The organism is Mycobacterium paraseoulense (assembly GCF_010731655.1).
GTDB classification, from domain to species: domain Bacteria; phylum Actinomycetota; class Actinomycetes; order Mycobacteriales; family Mycobacteriaceae; genus Mycobacterium; species Mycobacterium paraseoulense.
Map to the genome: position 1 here is coordinate 838,320 of NZ_AP022619.1, position 18,427 is coordinate 856,746.

The 18,427-nt window shown below is 69.0% G+C and carries 18 protein-coding genes and 1 riboswitch; of the genes, 10 read left to right on the plus strand and 8 right to left on the minus strand.

Annotation, left to right across the window (positions count from 1 at the left end; genetic code table 11):
* Positions 1-264: 264 nt before the first annotated feature.
* The 5 genes from G6N51_RS03525 (at position 265) to G6N51_RS03545 (ending at position 3,728) form a co-directional block, all read left to right on the plus strand.
* A complete protein-coding gene (locus G6N51_RS03525) occupies positions 265-678 on the plus strand; it encodes a PaaI family thioesterase (protein WP_083174384.1) in 414 nt (137 codons plus the stop codon).
* A 64-nt stretch (positions 679-742) separates the two neighbouring features.
* Positions 743-1,045, plus strand: a complete 303-nt coding sequence (locus G6N51_RS03530) for an urease subunit gamma (protein ID WP_083174387.1) — start codon at positions 743-745, stop codon at positions 1,043-1,045.
* Complete coding sequence (locus G6N51_RS03535) at positions 1,042-1,353, plus strand: urease subunit beta (protein WP_083174390.1); 312 nt, start codon at positions 1,042-1,044, stop codon at positions 1,351-1,353. The genes G6N51_RS03530 and G6N51_RS03535 overlap by 4 nt, the downstream gene beginning before the upstream one ends.
* Positions 1,353-3,086: an urease subunit alpha gene (locus tag G6N51_RS03540; protein ID WP_083174393.1), complete on the plus strand. Its 1,734-nt coding sequence runs from the start codon at positions 1,353-1,355 to the stop codon at positions 3,084-3,086. Before G6N51_RS03535 ends, G6N51_RS03540 begins: the two co-directional genes overlap by 1 nt.
* Before the next feature lie 6 nt (positions 3,087-3,092).
* Positions 3,093-3,728 carry an urease accessory protein UreF gene (locus G6N51_RS03545; protein WP_083174396.1) on the plus strand — a complete coding sequence of 212 codons (636 nt, stop codon included), beginning with the start codon at positions 3,093-3,095 and terminating at the stop codon, positions 3,726-3,728.
* Positions 3,729-3,744: 16 nt separating this feature from the next.
* On the opposite strand, the gene G6N51_RS03550 is transcribed toward G6N51_RS03545, so the two are convergent.
* The 4 genes from G6N51_RS03550 to G6N51_RS03565 all read right to left on the minus strand — a co-directional run bounded on the left by G6N51_RS03550 (position 3,745) and on the right by G6N51_RS03565 (position 9,976).
* Positions 3,745-5,349, minus strand: a complete 1,605-nt coding sequence (locus G6N51_RS03550; RefSeq protein ID WP_142275175.1) for an APC family permease — start codon at positions 5,347-5,349, stop codon at positions 3,745-3,747.
* Between the two features lie 50 nt (positions 5,350-5,399).
* Positions 5,400-6,779, minus strand: coding sequence for a PPE family protein (locus tag G6N51_RS29385; RefSeq protein WP_438502047.1), 1,380 nt, complete (start codon positions 6,777-6,779; stop codon positions 5,400-5,402).
* Positions 6,780-6,781: 2 nt separating this feature from the next.
* Positions 6,782-8,167, minus strand: a complete 1,386-nt coding sequence (locus G6N51_RS03560) for a PPE family protein (RefSeq protein ID WP_163750635.1) — start codon at positions 8,165-8,167, stop codon at positions 6,782-6,784.
* Between the two features lie 645 nt (positions 8,168-8,812).
* A complete protein-coding gene (locus G6N51_RS03565) occupies positions 8,813-9,976 on the minus strand; it encodes an agmatinase family protein (protein WP_174814289.1) in 1,164 nt (387 codons plus the stop codon).
* 114 nt (positions 9,977-10,090) lie between these two features.
* Positions 10,091-10,153: riboswitch (guanidine-III (ykkC-III) riboswitch) on the minus strand.
* A gap of 189 nt (positions 10,154-10,342) precedes the next feature.
* Between G6N51_RS03565 and ureG the strand changes: the two genes are divergently transcribed.
* Together ureG and G6N51_RS03575 are read left to right on the plus strand one after the other, a co-directional pair.
* Positions 10,343-11,020, plus strand: a complete 678-nt coding sequence (gene ureG / locus G6N51_RS03570) for an urease accessory protein UreG (RefSeq protein ID WP_083176550.1) — start codon at positions 10,343-10,345, stop codon at positions 11,018-11,020.
* Positions 11,020-11,667 (plus strand): urease accessory protein UreD, encoded by a 648-nt coding sequence (locus tag G6N51_RS03575; RefSeq protein WP_083176552.1) that lies wholly within the window; start codon positions 11,020-11,022, stop codon positions 11,665-11,667. The genes ureG and G6N51_RS03575 overlap by 1 nt, the downstream gene beginning before the upstream one ends.
* On the opposite strand, the gene G6N51_RS03580 is transcribed toward G6N51_RS03575, so the two are convergent.
* The 4 genes from G6N51_RS03580 to G6N51_RS03595 form a co-directional block, all read right to left on the minus strand.
* The gene (locus G6N51_RS03580) at positions 11,664-13,052 is read right to left on the minus strand and encodes an NAD(P)/FAD-dependent oxidoreductase (protein ID WP_083176554.1); all 1,389 of its coding nucleotides are present in this window, start codon (positions 13,050-13,052) and stop codon (positions 11,664-11,666) included. The two genes, G6N51_RS03575 and G6N51_RS03580, sit on opposite strands and share 4 nt — an antisense overlap.
* A gap of 200 nt (positions 13,053-13,252) precedes the next feature.
* Positions 13,253-13,633, minus strand: a complete 381-nt coding sequence (locus G6N51_RS03585) for a DUF4189 domain-containing protein (protein ID WP_083176556.1) — start codon at positions 13,631-13,633, stop codon at positions 13,253-13,255.
* Positions 13,634-13,738: 105 nt separating this feature from the next.
* Positions 13,739-14,656: an LLM class F420-dependent oxidoreductase gene (locus G6N51_RS03590; RefSeq protein ID WP_083176558.1), complete on the minus strand. Its 918-nt coding sequence runs from the start codon at positions 14,654-14,656 to the stop codon at positions 13,739-13,741.
* A 59-nt stretch (positions 14,657-14,715) separates the two neighbouring features.
* Entirely contained in the window at positions 14,716-15,393 is a 678-nt protein-coding gene (locus G6N51_RS03595; protein WP_083176568.1) for an SDR family oxidoreductase, read from the minus strand.
* A 256-nt stretch (positions 15,394-15,649) separates the two neighbouring features.
* Here G6N51_RS03595 and modA point away from each other — a divergent pair, with 256 nt between their 5' ends.
* From modA to G6N51_RS03610, 3 genes are read left to right on the plus strand one after another with little or no spacing between them, the layout of a single operon-like run.
* Positions 15,650-16,423, plus strand: coding sequence for a molybdate ABC transporter substrate-binding protein (gene modA / locus G6N51_RS03600; RefSeq protein ID WP_083176560.1), 774 nt, complete (start codon positions 15,650-15,652; stop codon positions 16,421-16,423).
* A 3-nt stretch (positions 16,424-16,426) separates the two neighbouring features.
* Positions 16,427-17,233, plus strand: coding sequence for an ABC transporter permease (locus G6N51_RS03605; protein ID WP_142275281.1), 807 nt, complete (start codon positions 16,427-16,429; stop codon positions 17,231-17,233).
* On the plus strand, positions 17,230-18,333 hold the full coding sequence (locus tag G6N51_RS03610) for a sulfate/molybdate ABC transporter ATP-binding protein (RefSeq protein ID WP_083176564.1): 1,104 nt from the start codon (positions 17,230-17,232) through the stop codon (positions 18,331-18,333). The genes G6N51_RS03605 and G6N51_RS03610 overlap by 4 nt, the downstream gene beginning before the upstream one ends.
* The last annotated feature ends 94 nt before the right edge of the window (positions 18,334-18,427 follow it).

Consider the following 18,427-nt stretch of genomic DNA (forward strand, 5'->3'; position numbering starts at 1 on the left):
ACGGTCGTACCGAAGCTGCTTACCCTTTCACCGAAAAGACGCTTGCGAAATTAGGGCAGCCTTGCCTATGCTAACCGGGTCGAGCGACAACGACCGCGGCAGAGTCCTGAGGGCTGCAGTGACCCCCGGTCTACTCGATCGGCGAGCCCCGTGCCCACGGCACGGGGCTCAGCCGTTTCTGGAGCAGCGCCGTTTCTGGAGCAGCGTTGCCGACGAGCGTCCGCCGCAAAGGCCGCCGCCCGAGCGATGGTGTAGACACAGAACGTGCCACAGCCTCCCGAAACGCCCGCCCCGACGGACTTCACCGCGCCCTTCGACCAGGAGATCGGGCTGCGATTCACCGAACTGAGCCCCGACGGCGCCCGCGCGCAGCTCGAGGTCACCCCCAAGCTGTTGCAGCCGATGGGCCTCGTGCACGGCGGCGTCTATTGCTCGATCATCGAAAGCATGGCCAGCGTGGCCGCCTACACCTGGCTGGCCACCCGCGGGGGCGGGAATGTGGTGGGGGTCAACAACAACACCGACTTCTTGCGTTCCATCGGCTCGGGCATGGTGTACGGCAGGGCCGAGCCGATCCATCGCGGCAGGCGCCAACAGCTGTGGTTGGTCACCATCACCGACGGCGACGACAAGGTGGTCGCCCGCGGGCAGGTGCGGCTACAGAACCTCGAGGCGTAGGCGGACCGGCGTTGAGCGTGGCCGGGCGGCGACGCCACCGGGCGCCGTGGCAGGATCGGAGAGCGTGCTCCTCACGCCGCACGAACAAGAGCGATTGCTGTTGTCCTACGCCGCAGAACTGGCACGCCGCCGCCGCGCCCGTGGCCTGCGGCTGAATCACCCGGAGGCGGTTGCCATCATCACCGACCACATTCTCGAAGGAGCGCGCGACGGCCGCACCGTCGCCGAGCTCATGGCCAGCGGCTGCCGGGTGCTCAGCCGCGATGACGTCATGGAGGGGGTGCCGGAAATGCTGGCCGACGTGCAGGTGGAAGCGACGTTCCCTGACGGCACCAAGCTGGTCACCGTCCACCACCCGATCCCATGATCCCCGGCGAAATCCTCTACGGCAGCGGCGATATCGACATCAACGCGGACGCGGAGCGGATCGGAATGCAGATCGTCAACACCGGTGACCGTCCGGTACAGGTCGGCAGCCACGTCCACCTTCCCCAGGCCAACGCGGCGCTCTCGTTCGACCGCGCCGCCGCCCACGGTTACCGGCTGGACATTCCGGCGGCGACCGCCGTCCGATTCGAACCCGGTGTGGCCCAACACGTCCGGCTGGTCCCGTTGCGCGGCCGTCGGGAAGTACACGGCCTGAGCCTGACCCCGCCCGGACGGCTCGACGCCTGATGTCTAGCCTGTCGCGAGAGCGCTACGCCCAGCTTTTCGGCCCTACTGCCGGTGACCGGATCCGGCTGGCGGACACCGACCTTTTGGTGGAGATCACCGAAGACCGCAGCGGTGGACCGGGGCTGGCCGGCGACGAGGCGGTGTTCGGCGGCGGCAAGGTGCTGCGCGAATCGATGGGCCAGGGGCGGGCCACCCGGGCCGAGGGCGCACCCGACACGGTGATCACCGGCGCGGTCATCATCGATCATTGGGGAATCATCAAGGCCGACATCGGGATTCGTGACGGCCGCATCTCGGCGATCGGGAAGGCGGGCAATCCCGACACCATGACGGGGGTGCACCCCGACCTGGTCGTCGGGCCTTCCACCGAGGTCATCGCCGGCAACGGTCGGATCGTCACCGCGGGCGCCATCGACTGCCATGTGCACCTGATCTGCCCGCAGCTCATGGCCGAGGCGCTCGGCGCCGGGATCACGACGATCATCGGGGGCGGCACCGGCCCGGCCGAGGGCACCAAGGCCACCACCGTGACCCCGGGCGCCTGGCACCTGGCGAGGATGCTCGAGGCGCTCGACGGCTGGCCGATGAACTTCGCACTGCTGGGTAAGGGAAACACGGTCAGCGCCGAGGGACTGTGGGAGCAACTACGCGGCGGCGCTTCGGGTTTCAAGCTGCACGAGGACTGGGGGTCCACGCCGGCGGCCATCGACGCCTGCCTCACCGTCGCCGACGCCGCCGGCGTCCAGGTAGCGCTGCACACCGACACCCTCAACGAGATGGGGTTCGTCGAAGACACCCTGGCGGCGATCGCGGGGCGGTCGATCCACACCTATCACACCGAGGGCGCAGGCGGCGGCCACGCGCCCGACATCATTACCGTCGCGGGCAAGCCCAATGTGTTGCCCAGTTCCACCAATCCGACTCGGCCGCACACGCGTAACACCCTTGACGAACACCTCGACATGCTGATGGTCTGCCATCATCTCAATCCCCAAGTGCCCGAGGACTTGGCCTTCGCCGAGAGCCGGATCCGGCCGTCGACCATGGCGGCCGAAGACCTGCTCCACGACATCGGCGCAATCTCGATGATCGGCAGCGACTCACAGGCGATGGGCCGCATCGGCGAGGTGGTGCTGCGCACCTGGCAGACCGCGCATGTGATGAAGCGCCGCCGCGGTGCGCTGCCCGGCGACCCCTCGGGCAAACAGGCCGCCGACAACATGAGGGCGCGCCGTTACGTCGCGAAATACACCATCTGTCCGGCGATCGCCCACGGTCTCGACCACGAGGTCGGTTCCGTGGAAGTGGGCAAGCTCGCGGATCTGGTGTTGTGGGAGCCCGCGTTCTTCGGGGTCCGCCCGCACGCGGTGCTCAAAGGCGGCATGCTCGCGTGGGCGGCGATGGGGGACGCCAACGCGTCGATCCCGACGCCCCAGCCGGTGCTTCCGCGTCCGATGTTCGGCGCCGCCCCGGCGCCGGCGGCCGCGACGTCCGTGCATTTCGTTGCACCGCAAGCGATCGAGGCCGGCCTGGCCGACAGGATCGCGGTCAGCCGGCGACTTGTCCCCGTGGGGAATACCACCGGGCTCGGCAAGGCGGACCTGCCGCTGAATGACGCGCTGCCCGACATCGACGTCGACCCCGACACGTTCACCGTGCGGATCGACGGCGAGGTCTGGCAGGAGGACCCGCCGGACGAATTGCCGATGGCGCAACGCTACTTCCTGTTCTAACGACGCATGTCCGCACTTGCCACGCTGCTCGCCCTGGCCGATTCCCGACTGCCGGCCGGCGCCCACGTGCACTCCGGCGGCGTCGAGGAGGCGGTCACCAGCGGCCTGGTAACCGGTCTGGACACGCTGGAAGCCTTCTTGCGCCGCCGGATTCGCACCTCAGGGCTGGTCACCGCGTCGATCGCCGCGGCGGTCCACCGGGGCGAGCTGAGCCCTGATGCGGCCGACCGGGAGACCGATGCCCGCACGCCGGCCCCGGCCGCCCGGGAGGCGTCGCGCAGCCAGGGCCGCGGGCTGGCGCGGCTGGCGCGACGCGTCTGGCCGGACGCTCCCTGGGACGACCTCGGCTTCCAGCCGCACCTCGCCGTCACGGCGGGGCGGGTGGGCGCCGTGAGCGGGCTGGTCCCCGAGCAGACCGCCCTGACGATCACCTACACCACCATGACGGGATCGGCGACGGCCGCCCAGCGGCTGCTGGCTCTGGATCCGGCCGACGTTGCGGCGTGCACGTTTCGGCTGGCGGGCCTGTGCGAGCGTGCCGCCGTCGAAGCGGCTACCGGGCTGGCCGACTTGTCCGATCCGTTGCTCGACACGCTCGCACAACGCCACGCCGAACGGGAACGTCCGCTCTTCGTGTCCTGAACCCGTTGGGCCGCAACTATCCTCGGGCCGGTTCCGGAATGGCGTCGGCATGGGGCGCGTCGCTCTTGGCGTGGGCCCGGGTGAACACCAGGTAGAGAATCCCCAGGGCGATGATGGTCACCGACATCAGCAGAATGATGTAGTCGTCGTACCAAGGCTGATAGGGCTCCCGCGGCCAGGCGAGGTTGACGATGGCCGCCACCCCGTAGATCAGCGCGCCGATGTTGACGGGCACCCCCCACCGGCCCAGGCGGTACTTCCCGGTGGGCACCCAACCCTTGATCCGTGCGCGCAGCGCCGCCAGCACCACCATCTGGAAAGCGATGTAGACACCGACCGAACCGAAGCTGACCAGCTTGGTGAGCGCGTCGCTGGAGATCAGCGACCCCACGATCAACACGGCCGGGATGATGACCGCGATCAGCAGAGAGTAGGGCGGCACGTGTCGCTTCTGGTCGAAGCGCGCCAACAGCTTCGAGCCGACGATCATGTCGTCGCGGCCATAGGAGTAGATGAGCCGGCTGGCGGCCGCCTGCAGGCTCAACGCGCACGACACGAACGAGATCAACACGATGCACAGGACGATCTTGGCGCCGACGCCCCCGAACGCCGTCTTCAGGATCGTGTCGATGGGATCGCGGTCCTTGCCGCTGATCACCGCGCCGAAGTCGGTGACCGAGAGGATGAGGCTCAGGCAGACGAAGGTGGCCGCCGAACCGCCGACGTAGATGGTGCGACGCATGGCCTTTGGGATCTGCACGCCGGGATTGCGGACCTCCTCGGCGACGTCGCCGCAGGCCTCGAAACCGAAGAACTGGTACAGCGCGATCAGGCTGGCGGCCAGGAAGGCGTACATGTAACTGTGGTGCCCCTGCGCGCCGAAGGTATGGAACAGCACGCCGAGGTTGTGATGGCGCTGGGTCAACAGCAGCCAGACGCCGACCACGATGGCGCCGATCAGTTCGGCGCTGAAACCGAAGATGGCGAAATAGCCGAGGATCTTGGTGCCGGTGAGATTGATGGCGGTGGCCAGGGCCAGCATGACGAGCGCGCACAGCACCGTGGCATGCGGAGAAGGCTTGAAGCCGAACACGTCTGCGACATAGGGGCCCGCGCCGTAGGCGGCGTCCGCGAGAAGTGCCAGCAGCGTGAACATGTATACCCACCCGGTCATCCATGCCCATTTGCGCCCCCACAGCCGGCGCGCCCAGGGATAGACACCCCCGGCGACCGGGAACTGCGCCACCACCTCGCTGAAGACCAGCGCGACCAGCATCTGGCCGGCGCCCGCGACCAGCAGGCTCCAGATCATCGGCGGGCCTGCGGTGGACAGCGCGAACGCGAACACCGTGTAGATGCCGACCACCGGTGAGAGGTAGGTGAACCCCAGCGAGAAGTTCGCCCACGGGCTCATGTCGCGTTTGAAGTCGGACTGGAAGCCCAGGGCCTTCAGCTGGGCCAGGTCCTCGTCGTCCGGCGTGATCTGTGCCGTCACATCGGCGGGGTCCGACACCGAACTGGCGGCTCGCTTTTCGCGCTGCGCCGCAATCGGTTTCGGGTCGACGGCCAAATCGCCTTCCCAGCCCACCGGGGACCGTTTGGCCGGCTTTGTGAAGAACATCTGCACTGATTCCAATCGTCGTCGAGAAAAGAGGGGTGCCTGTCGGCTCGCTACTTCTGCGTCGCCTCCTTGATCAAGGTCGCGGCCGTGCGCTTGAGGACATCTCGCTGTCGGGTGACGTCGGCCATCGCCTTACGCAGCGCGATGAGCTCTTCGCGTTCGCTGGAGCCGCCGCCGTCCTCTGCGGCGGCATTCGCTGCGACCCAGCGGCCCGCGGGATCGTCTTGCATCCCGGTCTCGCCGCCCAGCGCGGGAATCACCTTGTGGCGCGCGCCCGCGCGCAGACGCCCCTGCTCGCCGCGCGGCGCGTTGACGACGCTGGCCACCGGCCCCATCGGGGGCATGCCGCCGTAGAAGCCCGGCGCGACGGCGCCGGCATGCGGCAGACCGTCGAGCCCCGGGCTCGGCAGGGCGGTGGCGGCCAGGCGGATCGCCGGCGACGTGCCCCACGATGACGGGACCGACAACTTGCCGACCGACGCCGCCTCGCCCAGGCCCGCTGACACCCCCGGCGAGGCGCCCGCCCCGGAACCGGACGCATTCACCAGGGCGGAGCCGGATCCCGCGCCACCGGATACCTGGGAGGCCGCACTCGCCGGTGCCGAAAGCGAATTGACCAACGGATTCCAGGCCGCGGCCACCGGCGGGGCGAGGGTCAACAAGGCACCGGAGGCGTCGAAGTTCAGACCCTCGGAGAGGATCTGGTAGCCGATCGTGTTTTCGCTGAAGTTGTTGAAAAGATCCACCAGCGAACCCGATCCGGCGGACGAGGCCGACGACCCGGTGGCGCCCGTCGACGAATTCTGGAGCAGGTTCGGGATATTGGACAGCGTCGACGTGGTGTTCGAGCCGCCGGTCGCCATGGCCTTCACGACGGCGGAGTCTTGGTTGGTCGTCCCGGACTGGTTGGTGGTCTGCGGCGGTGCGGCGAAGGGCGTCAGCCTGGTGGCCGCCGCCGAGGCGCCGGCGTAGCCGTACATCGCGGCGGCGTCCTGGGCCCACATCTCGGAGTACTGCGCCTCGGTGGCCGCGATCGCCGGCGTGTTCTGCCCGAGCAGGTTGGTCGCGACCAGTGCGGCCAACAACGCCCGGTTCACCTCGATCTCCGGCGGCGGCACGGTGGCCGCGTACGCCGCCTCGTAAGCCGCCACCGCCGAGCCCAGCTGCGCGGCGGTCTGCTGCGCCTGAGCCGCGGTGGTATTCATCCACGACACATAGGGCGCCGCCGCGGCGGCCATGACGCTTGACGACGGGCCCACCCACGGCCCACCGCTGAGCTGTGCCACCACAGCGCGATACGAGGCGGCGGCCGCCGACAACTCGGACGCCAATTTTTCCCAGGCCGCCGCGGCCGTGACCAATGGCGCCGACCCCGCGCCCGCATACATCCGGGAAGAATTGATCTCCGGCGGCAACGCCGCAAAATCCAGGGTCACAGCATCGCCTCCTTGATGAGGCGGGCCGCCGCGTCACGTTCCGTCGCCACTTCGGCGATCTCTTTGCGCAGCTTCTCGAGTTCTTCGCGTTCGCGTTCGCTCAGCGCGCTGGCGACGTGCTTGCGAGGCCGCTGAGCCTGTTGGGGCGGTACCGGTGCGACGGGGGTCCGCACGTCCGCGCCCGACTCGCCGGGGCCGGTCGGGACGACTTTCTGGCCGGCGCCGGGGCGGGCCCGGGTCTGCTCGCCCCTGGGCGCGTTGACCAGGCTGCCCACCGGGGGGATGCCACCGAAGAATCCGCCGGGCGCGGCCGTCTCGGCGTGCGGCACGCCGCCCAGGCCCGCCGTCGTCAACGGCGACGCGCTGCCCGCGAGGCGAATGGCCGGGGACTCCGCCCAGGTTTGCGGCACCGACAACTTGCCGACGGCAGCCGATTCGCCCAGGCTCGCCGAAACCCCCGCGTTGCCGAGGCTTCCCGACGCCGGCGAATTCACCAGGGTGCCCAGGCCGCCGTCCAACGGGGATACGTCGCCGGCCGCGGCCGCCGAAGTGGGCAATGCGAGCCCATACAGGCCGCCCAGGAGGGGCGTGATGCCCGACGCCGTGAACAGCGGTCCACTGACGACCAGCGCCCAGTTCCCGATGTTCTGGGTGAACTCGTTGAGGCCGGTCGGGCCGCTACTGGGGCTGAACAGGCTGCCCAGGTGCGGATCCAGGTTCGACGGGCTGACGATCGAGCCCGCCGAGATGTTCTGCAGCATGTTGGGCACGGTGTTGAGCGCCGACTGGGTGCTGGGCCCGGCCGCCGATTGCGCCGCCTGGTTGACCGCGGCGGCTTGCATCGTCGTGCCGGACTGGTTGGTGGTCTGCGGCGGTGCGGCGAAGGGTGTCAGCCTGGTGGCCGCCGCCGAGGCGCCGGCGTAGCCGTACATCGCGGCGGCGTCCTGGGCCCACATCTCGGAGTACTGCGCCTCGGTGGCCGCGATCGCCGGCGTGTTCTGCCCGAGCAGGTTGGTCGCGACCAGTGCGGCCAACAACGCCCGGTTCACCTCGATCTCCGGCGGCGGCACGGTGGCCGCGTACGCCGCCTCGTAAGCCGCCACCGCCGAGCCCAGCTGCGCGGCGGTCTGCTGCGCCTGAGCCGCGGTGGTATTCATCCACGACACGTAGGGCGCCGCCGCGGCGGCCATGACGCTTGACGACGGGCCCACCCAGGGCCCACCCGTCAGCTCGGACACGATCGCCCGGTACGACGCCGCGGCCGAGCTCAGCTCCGCAGCCAGCGCGTCCCAGGCCGCCGCAGCCGACACCAGGGGCCCTACCCCCGCGCCCGCATACATCCGCCCTGAGTTGACCTCGGGCGGTAACGCCCCAAAATCCACTACAAAAACCCCCGTAGCAAGCCGGTCAGGCGCCAAATCGCCCAGCCCAAGCCCGAAGTCGGGCGGCGGCTTGGTGCCCCGGTTCCGTGCGCGATGGACTCGCGCACCAGCGATGCAGCGCCCAGACGCCCGCATCGCCATGCCGCGGCGCAGAGCGACGGACCGCCGTCTCGTTGCCGCACGATAGGTAATCTTCATGGTTGTAACTGGAACAACCATGGTTAACTCCTGAGAATTTGCTGGAAATGGCGATGAGCGGATGGAGTGCCCGGCGCCACGCTCGATTGCGGGCACCTTTACCGCGCCCCGGACCGGGTTGTGTCACCCAGCTAGGCGGGAAGTCCGCCGGCCCGGATACCGGTACGCGCGCTCGGCCATTGATACGAGAGTGCCTTCTCAGCAGCCACTCTGGATCGAGGCGCAGCGCGGGCGCCCCCACTGCCGGAAAGAGCCCGCGCCGCGCCAGTGGCCCGGCCGTCCCGCCGTGCCCGGTCGGGCGCAACGCGACCCGGGGTCACCCGGCGCAGCCTCCAGCCCGCCCGCTGGCGGGCAGCATTATTTGCTATATGATTAACGAGCTATTCACTCGTCAATCTTTCACTCGGCTCGGTGCTCGCGCCGTAGGCGGCAGGCCAAGCCCGACGTTCAGTCGGCGAAGGGCCCCCACGCGTGCCGCTTGAGCGCGGCGGGCTTCTTGCCGAGCTTGCCCGCCCGCACCATGACGGCCAGGCTGTCCAGAATGACCCGGCTGCTCATCAGCGCGGTCTGCTCCGCCCAGTCGTAGGGCGGCGAGCACTCCACCACCTCGATACCGTTCAGTCCCGGTTCGGAGATCATCCGGATCAGGTTGAGCGCCTCGCGCGGCAGCAGACCACCGGGCTCGGGCCAGCCGGTGCCGGGTACGAACCCGGCGTCGATGACGTCGATGTCGAACGACAGATACACCGCCTTGGCGTCCTTCCATGCCGTTTCGAGTGCGATTTCGGCGACCTTCTCGATCCCGACGCGTTCGACGTCACCGACGGTGATGACGGTGCTGCCGCGCTGCCGACCCACCTGGACACCGGCGCGCGGCGCCTGCCACCCGCCGATCCCGATCTGCACCAGGTTGGTGGCCGGGGCGTTCTTGATGTTGGTGGCGTGGAACCAGGGGGTGGTGTGCATCCGCTCGTCGAGATCCGTCTCCTGGGTGTCGACATGGCGGTCGAAATGGATGATCCCGACGTTGCCGTCCAGGTAGGGGGCCAGGCCTCGCACCGTCGGGAAGCCGATCGAGTGGTCACCGCCGAGGACGACGGGAAAGACGCCCCTGGAGACGACGTGCGCCATGGCCTGGCTGATCTGGTCGAACGACTTCTCGATGTTGGCCGGGATCGTGACCACGTCACCGATGTCGACGATGTTGAGCTGTTCCCGCAGGTCGACGCCCAGCTCGTAGCAATACGTGCCGAACAGGTTGGTGGACCGGCGGATCCCCATCGGCCCGAACCGGGTGCCCGGACGGTAGGTCGTCCCGGCGTCCAGCGGCGCCCCGAAGACGGCCACCTCGGCGTCGGCGACGTCGTTCACATCCTCGAGAAACGGGGCCTTGAGGAACGTCCCGCGTTCCCCGGCGAAATGGGGAAGTTCGCCGCGCGCGAAGGTCGACAGGGTGCGGTCGTTGATGGTGGGGGCCGCTTCCAGCCCATGGCTGATGCAGCGGTCGATCTCTTCGCGGTGACGCCGCGTGGACAGCTCGGCTTCGGCCTGCTGCGCCCACGCACCCTCACGGTTGGGGATGTCGGCCTGGCCGGCAAACGGGTTGAACAATGGAAATCCTCTCGTCGCGTTTCAACTCACGGCGGAGGATGCCCAGAGGACCGAAACTAAACGGAGAAGAAGTTCGCAGACCGTTTTCGGTTGACCGGCACGCCAGGCATCCCGCGGTCACCGTCTTGTCGCTCTCCGGGTACGGCGAACTCGTCCGGGCGGCCGTTTCGGCGCGCCGCCATAAAAGCTACCCGGTCGACCACCCTCCGCAACTTTGACGTAGCCAGAAGACAGCTGTGACTTTCCTGGCAACGACCGGGTCGGTCGCAGGACCACCTGTACGACTTGGCCATCATGTGGTCGATACGCTGCCTACCAACACGCCCGCGCGCGAATCGCTTCCATCAATCTGCCGAAAGACACAAGATGCCAACACATTCACACAGCCACCCGCATCCACAGGTCGATCGGCCGCGGCGGGTGAGGCGGCCGGGGGAGCCGCTGCGTATCGGCGTCGGCGGCCCGGTCGGGTCCGGCAAGACCGCGCTGGTGGCCGCGCTGTGCCGGCAGCTGCGCGACGAGCTGTCGCTGGCGGTGCTGACCAACGACATCTACACCACCGAGGACGCCGACTTCCTGCGCAGGCACGCGGTGTTGCCGGACGACCGGATCGCGGCCGTGCAGACCGGTGGATGTCCGCACACCGCGATCCGCGACGACATCACCGCCAACCTCGACGCGATCGACGACCTGGTCGCCGCGCACGAGCACTTGGACCTCATCCTCGTCGAATCCGGCGGCGACAACCTGACGGCCACCTTCTCGTCGGGTTTGGTGGACGTGCAGATCTTCGTCGTCGACGTCGCCGGCGGCGACAAAGTGCCGCGCAAGGGCGGCCCCGGCGTCACCTACTCGGACCTGTTGGTAGTCAACAAGACCGACCTGGCGCCGCTCGTCGGCGCCGACCTGCAGGTGATGGCCGGCGACGCCAACGCGGTGCGCGGCGGCCGGCCGACCGTGCTGCAGTCCCTCGCCGACGACCCGGCCGCCTCGCAGGTGCTGGCGTGGGTCCGCACGCAATTGCGCGAGGCGGCCACCGTGTGATGCGATCGCGGATCCTGGTGGTCGCGTATCCGAACCGGCTGCCGCGGATCGAGTGCGGCGGCGCCGTGGCCGCACGCTGCACTGCGCCCGAAACCGTCCACCTGGTGTCGGCGGCCGCCACGCCATTGGGCGGCGACAGCATCGACTTTCGCGTCATCGTCGAACGCGGTGCCCGGCTCAAACTACGCAGCGCCGCCGCCACCGTGGCGCTGCCCGGGGCGAAGATTCCCACCTCGCATGCCCATTGGGATGTGACGGTGACCGGAAGCCTTGACATCGACCTGGAGCCAACGGTGGTCGCCGCCGGCGCCCGGCACGTGTCCAGCGCGGCCTTCTGCTTGCGCGACGGCGCCCAGGTGCGCTTTCGGGAGCGGGTGCAGGTCGGCAGATACGAAGAGCGCCAAGGGTTTTGGTCGGGATCCCTGCATGCCGACTGCGATGGCCGCCCGCTGTTGCGCCACCGCGTGGAGCTGGGAGCCGGATCGCCGGGCGACGATGTCATCGCGGCGCCTCGTGCGTCGATCCACGAATTGCGCTACCCCGAGACGGCTTTTGTAGACACCCCGATCGACGCCGGTTCGACCGTGCTGTCGTTGGCCGGCGGTGGCCTGCTGAGTACGTGGCAGGCCGACCGGCTGGGCGGCTAGCTGGCGCGCTTGGCGGCCGCGGGGCGTTTGGTCTCCGCGGCGAGCACCGCCAGTTGTTCGAGGCGGGTGCGGGCGAACGCCTGCTGCTCGGTGATGGTCAGCTGGCCGCGCCGCGTGCTCAGGAAGGTGACCGTCCACGACAGCAGCGTGCTGACCTTGGTCTTGAACCCGACGAGGTAGACCAGGTGCAACACCAACCACATCAGCCAGGCGATGAAGCCGCTGAACTCCAGCGGGCCGACCTTGGCGACCGCGGAGAACCGCGAAACCGTGGCCATGGACCCCTTGTCGAAGTACTGGAACGGCTCGCGTTCCGCCGGATCGGCGCCGCCGAGTTCGGCTCTGATCGTGTTGGCGACGTACTTGGCGCCCTGGATCGCGCCCTGCGCGACGCCCGGAACGCCTTCCACGGCCGCCATGTCGCCGACCACGAACACGTTCGGGTGCCCCGGGACCGACAGATCCGGCAGCACCTTGACCCGCCCGGCCCGGTCGAGTTCCACCGAGGACTGCTCGGCCAGGTCCCGGCCCAGCCCACTGGCCTGCACGCCCGCGGACCATACCTTGCAGGCGGACTCGATGCGCCGGATGGTGCCGTCGGAGTCCTTGACCGTGATGCCGTTGCGGTCGACGTCGGTGACCATCGCCCCCAGCTGGATCTCCACGCCCATCTTCTCCAGCCGGGCCCGCGCCCGCATACCCAGCTTGTCGCCGAAGGGCGGCAGCACGGCGGGCGCGGCGTCGAGCAGGATCACCCGCGCCTTGGTGGAGTCGATGCCACGGAACGAGCCCTTCAGCGTGTGGGCCGCCAATTCGGCGATCTGCCCGGCCATTTCGACGCCGGTCGGGCCGGCACCGATAACGGTGAACGTGAGCAGCTTGGCCCGCCGTTCCGGATCGCGTGATCGTTCGGCTTGTTCGAAGGCACTCAGGATCCGCCCGCGCACCTCGAGTGCGTCGTCGATCGATTTCATGCCGGGCGCGAACTCGGCGAAGTGGTCGTTGCCGAAGTAGGACTGCCCCGCGCCCGCGGCGATAATCAGGCTGTCGTAAGGGGTTTCGTACGTGTGGCCGAGCAAATCGGACACGACGAGCTTCCTGGCCAGATCGACGTGCGTGACGTCACCGAGCAGCACCTGCACGTTGTGCTGCCTGCGCAGGATGACGCGGGTGGGCGGGGCGATGTCGCCCTCGGACACGATGCCCGTGGCCACCTGGTACAGCAACGGCTGGAACAGGTGGTGGGTGGTGCGGGCGATCAGTTTGATGTCGACGTCGGCGTGCTTGAGTTTCTTTGCCGCGTTGAGTCCACCGAACCCCGAACCGATGATGACGACCTGGTGGCGACGTTCGGTTCCAGCTGTGGTTTCCGGTGGGGGGCTCATGTTTCCGCTGCTCCTGACGGGGGCTTTTGGACACGCGACTGCAGTTAGCCACAACGCTAGTCAGGCGGGTACCCGGAAACCTAATTGATAAGTATGTGTTGTTTGCAACACTAACGGTGTGCGGCGCCGTAATGCCTGGTGGGCATCGGGCGGTGTGGCGTAACTATCAGGGGTTCAGCCGGCCCGGCGCGCCGCCGTTGTCACTGGCTGGAACCCTCGCCCGCGCAGTGGTCGTGGCCCGCCTGGATCGTTCCGCCGGGGGCACGCTCGAGCGCCTGGGCTTCGGCTTCTTCGCGGGTCGGACCCCAGCCGCCGAAGTATCGGGACTTGGCCGCGTTCAACACGAGCGCCACGCACCCGCCCTGCCCGCTGGCCAGCAACCGGCAGTCGCTGATGCTCTTGCGGCACGTCTCCATCACCGCCTTCTCGGCCGCGCCCTGGCTGGCCGCTCCATCGGCGATGTTGATGCGGCCGGTGGAGTCCGAGATTGCCATGGCGATCCAGTTGTTGTCGGCGTGCGCGATCGGGGGGGCGGCGAATGCCACACCCGCGGCGATCGCCGCCAGGACTCGTCTCTTCATGTCCTCCCCGGTCTTCTTCTGCGCTGCGCCGGTGTGGCGCGGGTAAACGCTGCTACACAGAAGTATTACCGCGCCGGGGCCAATCCGCGACCCCGCGGGGGGCGGCTACAGGCCGACGACCGGGCGCAGCGCGTCGCCGACGGCGCTGATCACGCCGGGGGTGTAGAAGGGCAGGTTGATGATCACGCCGTCGATTCCGGCGTCCACCACTTTGGTCTTGATCTGGTCGGCGACCGAGTCGGGGCTGCCGACCACCATGCGCTGCGTCATTTCGGCCGGGATCTGATCGGGTTTCGCGTTCTCGTCGATCAGCACGGTGGTCAACGTGCTGGTCTCCAGCGTCGCCGGATCGCGGCCGACGTCCTCGCAGCGCCGCCGCACAACCTCCAATTTGCCTGGCAGCTCGTCGAATCCGGCGATCACGTTGAGGTGATCGAAGTGGCGCGCGGCGAGCGGGATCGTCTTCTTCTCGCCGCTGCCGCCGATCATCAGCGGAATGTGGTCGCGGAAGCGGGGATTCGCCATCGCCTCGCGGACCCGGTACCACTTGCCCGAGAAGGTCGGCCGCTCGCCCGCGATCATCGGCAGGATGATCTGCAGCGCCTCCTCGAGCCGGTTGAACCTGTCGGTGAAGGTGCCGAATTCGAAACCCAGCTGGTCGTGCTCGAGTTCGAACCACCCGGCACCGATGCCCAGGATCGCGCGGCCCTGGCTCACCACGTCGAGGGTGGTGATGATCTTCGCCAGCAACGAGGGGTTGCGGTAGGTGTTGCCGGTTACCAAGGTGCCCAACTGAACTCGTTCGGTGGCGGTGGCCAGCGCGCCCAGGGCGGTATAGGCCTCCAGCATCGGCTGGTCCGGATCGCCCAGCATGGGCAGTTGGTAGAAATGGTCCATCACGAAGACCGAGTCGAAACCGGCTGACTCGGCCTCGCGGGCCTGGGCCAGAACGGTGGGGAAGAGCTCCGCCACCCCGGTGCCGTAGGAGAAGTTGGGAATCTGCAGTCCGAGTCGGATAGCCACGCGACCTACCGTAGTGCGGCTCCGCGCGAGGCGGCACGGCTGGGCGCCGAATTACGCCCTCAGCCGAATTGCGCGAGCGCGCCGTGGCTGACGTGCAGCGTCTGGCCGGTGATGTGGCGGGCCGCCGGGGTGGTCAGGAACAGCGCCAGACGCGCGACCTCGCCGTCGACCGACGGGGGCGTGCGGGAGAGGCCGTCGTACCCGGGCTGGGCGCTGCGCCCGCTGGCCACGGCGTTGACCGTGATGCCGCGGGTGCCGAAGACGCCGGCCTGTCCGGCGACCCAATTCGACAGCGTCGCCTTGATCGCGGCGCCGACGCTTCCGGCCGGCGGGTTCTCGGGCACCACGCTGATGATGGAGCCGCCCGAACGCAGGTGATCACCCACGGTCTGCACCGTCAGCACCGCCGACAGCACCGTGGCGTCCAACGCATTCCGCCACGCGTCGGCGGTGTCGGCGATGGAGTAGGTGCGTGGGTCGCCGGCTTCGCGGGTGGGCGCCGGCACGTTGACGATGGTGTCCAGATGGTGGGGGAACAAGCCACGGGCCTCGGTCAGGCTCGCCGCGTCGGTGGTGTCGCACACGATGGCGTCCACGTCCAGCTCCTTGGCGACGATTTCCAGGTCGCTGCGCCGCGCACCCACGAGGGTCACCTTGTGACCGTCATCGCGGAAGCCTTCGGCCACTGTGCGCCCCAGTTCGGTGTCTCCGCCGGTGACCAACACCTCCACTGCCATGACCTCCTCGTCTTCGACGTTGAACCCAGACCCGGGCAGTTCCGTGGGGCCACCCACCGGACCGCTGAGGGGGACCTGCCTGGGAGCTCAGCGCGTTATGGCATCAGTTTTCCTTGATGTTACTGGACAGTAGCTAGTCGGCGAAATTCTTGACGGCGTGACGCGCGGATCATTTGGATAACTATTTTGTCCGTCACTTTTTTGCGACGATTCAGCCCGCAAGCGGGCCGTATCGTCGGCGGTCTAGGGTGCATGCATGCGGCAGATCGGGATCCTGGCCGGCGTGGTTGCGGTGACGCTGGCGGCGGGCCTGGCCGGGTGCGGTTCGAACCCGTCTTCCCCGGGTGCCGCCGGCCCGGGGCGGCTCGTGGTGTTCGCCGCGGCCTCGCTGAAATCCGCATTCAGTCAGATCGGCGCACAGTTCAAGGCCCAAAACGCTGGCAGCAACGTCGAATTCGACTTCGCGGGTTCCTCGGAACTGGCCACCCAGTTGACGCAGGGCGCGACGGCCGACGTCTTCGCGTCGGCGGACACCGCGCAGATGGTCACGGTCGCCAAGGGCGGCCTGGTGTCCGGCGACCCGACGAACTTCGCGTCCAACACGCTGGTGATCGTCACCGCGCCGGGAAACCCGAAAAGCCTCGGCTCCTTCGGCGACCTCGCCCGGCCCGGGCTGGGGGTGGTGATCTGCCAGCGGCCGGTGCCGTGCGGAGCGGCGACCCGGCACGTCGAGGACAGCACCGGGGTTCGCCTCAACCCGGTGAGCGAGGAGCCGAGCGTCACGGACGTCCTCAACAAGGTCACCAGCGGGCAGGCCGATGCCGGGGTGGTGTATGTGACGGACGCGCGCAGCGCGGGCGACAAGGTGACGACCGTGAGCTTCCCGGAGGCCGCCGGAGCGGTGAACGTCTACCCGATCGCGGTGCTCAAGAACGCGCCCCAACCGACCCTGGCGCAACGGTTCGTGGCCATGGTGACCGGTGACACCGGTCAGAACATCCTGGCCCGGTCGGGCTTCGCCAAACCCTGAATCGTGCACCGGCCTACGGATCTGCCGCGGTGGGTGTACGTCCCCGCCGCCGCGGGGACCGTGTTCGTGGTGCTGCCGTTGCTGGCCATCGCGGTCAAGCTCGACTGGCCGAATTTCTGGTCGCTGATCACCAGCTCGTCGTCGCGGACGGCGCTGCTGCTCAGCCTCAAGACCGCCGCGGCCAGCACCGTGCTCTGCGTGTTGCTGGGCGTGCCGATGGCGCTGGTGCTGGCCCGCAGCACCGCGCGTGTGGTGCGGCTGCTGCGGCCGCTGATCCTGCTGCCGTTGGTGCTGCCGCCGGTGGTGGGTGGGATCGCGCTGCTCTACGCGTTCGGCCGGCTCGGGTTGCTCGGCCGGTACCTCGAGGCCGCCGGCATCAGCATCGCGTTCAGCACCACGGCCGTGGTATTGGCGCAGGCCTTTGTGTCGCTGCCGTTCCTGGTGATTTCCCTGGAGGGTGCCGCGCGCACCGCCGGCGCCGACTTCGAGATCGTGGCGGCCACCCTGGGGGCGCGGCCGAGCACGGTCTGGTGGCGGGTCACCCTGCCGCTGCTGCTGCCCGGCGTGATGTCGGGGACGGTGCTGGCGTTCGCCCGCGCGCTGGGGGAATTCGGTGCGACGCTCACCTTCGCCGGGTCCCGGCAAGGGGTCACCCGCACGTTGCCGCTGGAGATCTACCTGCAGCGGGTGGACAACGCCGACGCGGCGGTGGCGCTGTCAATCCTGTTGGTGGCGGCGGCGGCGCTGGTGGTGTTGGTCCTGGGCGCCCGCCGGCTGGCCGGGATCGACGCGGGGCGGCCGGGGCCATGAGCGAATTGCAGCTGCGCGCCGTCGTAACCGACCGGCGCCTCGACGTGGAGTTCTCGGTCTCGGCGGGCGAAGTGTTGGCGATCCTCGGGCCCAACGGCGCGGGCAAGTCGACCGCGCTGCATGTCATCGCCGGGCTGATCCGCCCGGATCGCGGGGTCGTGCGGGTGGGGAATCGGGTGCTCACCGACACCGCGACCGGGGTGAACGTGGCGACCCATGACCGCCGGGTCGGCCTGCTGTTGCAGGACCCGCTGTTGTTCCCGCACATGAGCGTCGCCGCCAACGTGGCCTTCGGGCCGCGCAGCCGACGCGGATGGCTGCGGCCGACCCGGGCCGCGGAGACGGCGACGGCGTTGCGCTGGCTGCGCGAGGTCGACGCCGAGCGGCTCGCCGACCGCAAGGCGCGCCAGCTCTCCGGCGGTCAAGCCCAGCGGGTGGCGATCGCCCGGGCGCTGGCCGCCGAGCCCGAGGTGTTGCTGCTCGACGAGCCGCTGACGGGTCTCGACGTCGCCGCGGCCGCCGGGATCCGCGCGGTGTTGCGCGGCGTGGTCGGCCGCACCGGGTGCGCGATCGTCCTGATCACGCACGACCTGCTCGACGTGTTCGCGCTGGCCGACCGGGTGCTGGTGCTGGAGGCCGGGAAGATCGCCGAGACCGGCCCGGTCTCCGACGTGCTCACGGCGCCGCGCAGTCACTTCGGCGCGCGCATCGCCGGCATCAACCTGGTCAACGGGACCGTCGCCCGCGACGCCTCCCTGCACGCGCGCTCCGGGGCCCGCTGGCACGCCATCGTGCCGGAGGGAGGCGAGGAGCTGGCGGCGGGGCAGAACGCGATCGCCGTCTTTCCGCCCACGGCGGTGGCGGTATACCGGGAGCAACCGCACGGCAGCCCGCGCAACACCGTCGAGGTGACGGTGGCGGAGCTGGACATTCGCGGGTCGGCGGTGCTGGTGCGGGGCGAGCAACAACCCGACGGCGCCCCCGGTCTGGCCGCAGAGATCACCGTCGACGCCGCGTCGGAGTTGCGCTTGGCGCCCGGCGAGCGGGTGTGGTTCTCCGTGAAGGCTCACGAGGTGGCGTTGTATCCGGCGGCGCACTGAGAGGCCCAATCACCTGCCCGGCCGGGCGCCGGGCTGCGGATCGGCAACATCGGCAAAACGACGTGGCAATTGTCCGCAAGGCTCCTTGCGTCAC

Bases quoted from the DNA above. Each gene is read 5' to 3' on its own strand.
- G6N51_RS03535 (WP_083174390.1), top strand. From the start codon at position 1,042: ATGATCCCCGGCGAAATCCTCTACGGCAGCGGCGATATCGACATCAAC.
- G6N51_RS03540 (WP_083174393.1), top strand. From the start codon at position 1,353: ATGTCTAGCCTGTCGCGAGAGCGCTACGCCCAGCTTTTCGGCCCTACT.
- G6N51_RS03545 (WP_083174396.1), top strand. From the start codon at position 3,093: ATGTCCGCACTTGCCACGCTGCTCGCCCTGGCCGATTCCCGACTGCCG.
- G6N51_RS03550 (WP_142275175.1), bottom strand. From the start codon at position 5,349: ATGTTCTTCACAAAGCCGGCCAAACGGTCCCCGGTGGGCTGGGAAGGC.
- ureG (WP_083176550.1), top strand. From the start codon at position 10,343: ATGCCAACACATTCACACAGCCACCCGCATCCACAGGTCGATCGGCCG.
- G6N51_RS03575 (WP_083176552.1), top strand. From the start codon at position 11,020: ATGCGATCGCGGATCCTGGTGGTCGCGTATCCGAACCGGCTGCCGCGG.
- G6N51_RS03580 (WP_083176554.1), bottom strand. From the start codon at position 13,052: ATGAGCCCCCCACCGGAAACCACAGCTGGAACCGAACGTCGCCACCAG.
- G6N51_RS03585 (WP_083176556.1), bottom strand. From the start codon at position 13,633: ATGAAGAGACGAGTCCTGGCGGCGATCGCCGCGGGTGTGGCATTCGCC.
- G6N51_RS03595 (WP_083176568.1), bottom strand. From the start codon at position 15,393: ATGGCAGTGGAGGTGTTGGTCACCGGCGGAGACACCGAACTGGGGCGC.
- modA (WP_083176560.1), top strand. From the start codon at position 15,650: ATGCGGCAGATCGGGATCCTGGCCGGCGTGGTTGCGGTGACGCTGGCG.
- G6N51_RS03610 (WP_083176564.1), top strand. From the start codon at position 17,230: ATGAGCGAATTGCAGCTGCGCGCCGTCGTAACCGACCGGCGCCTCGAC.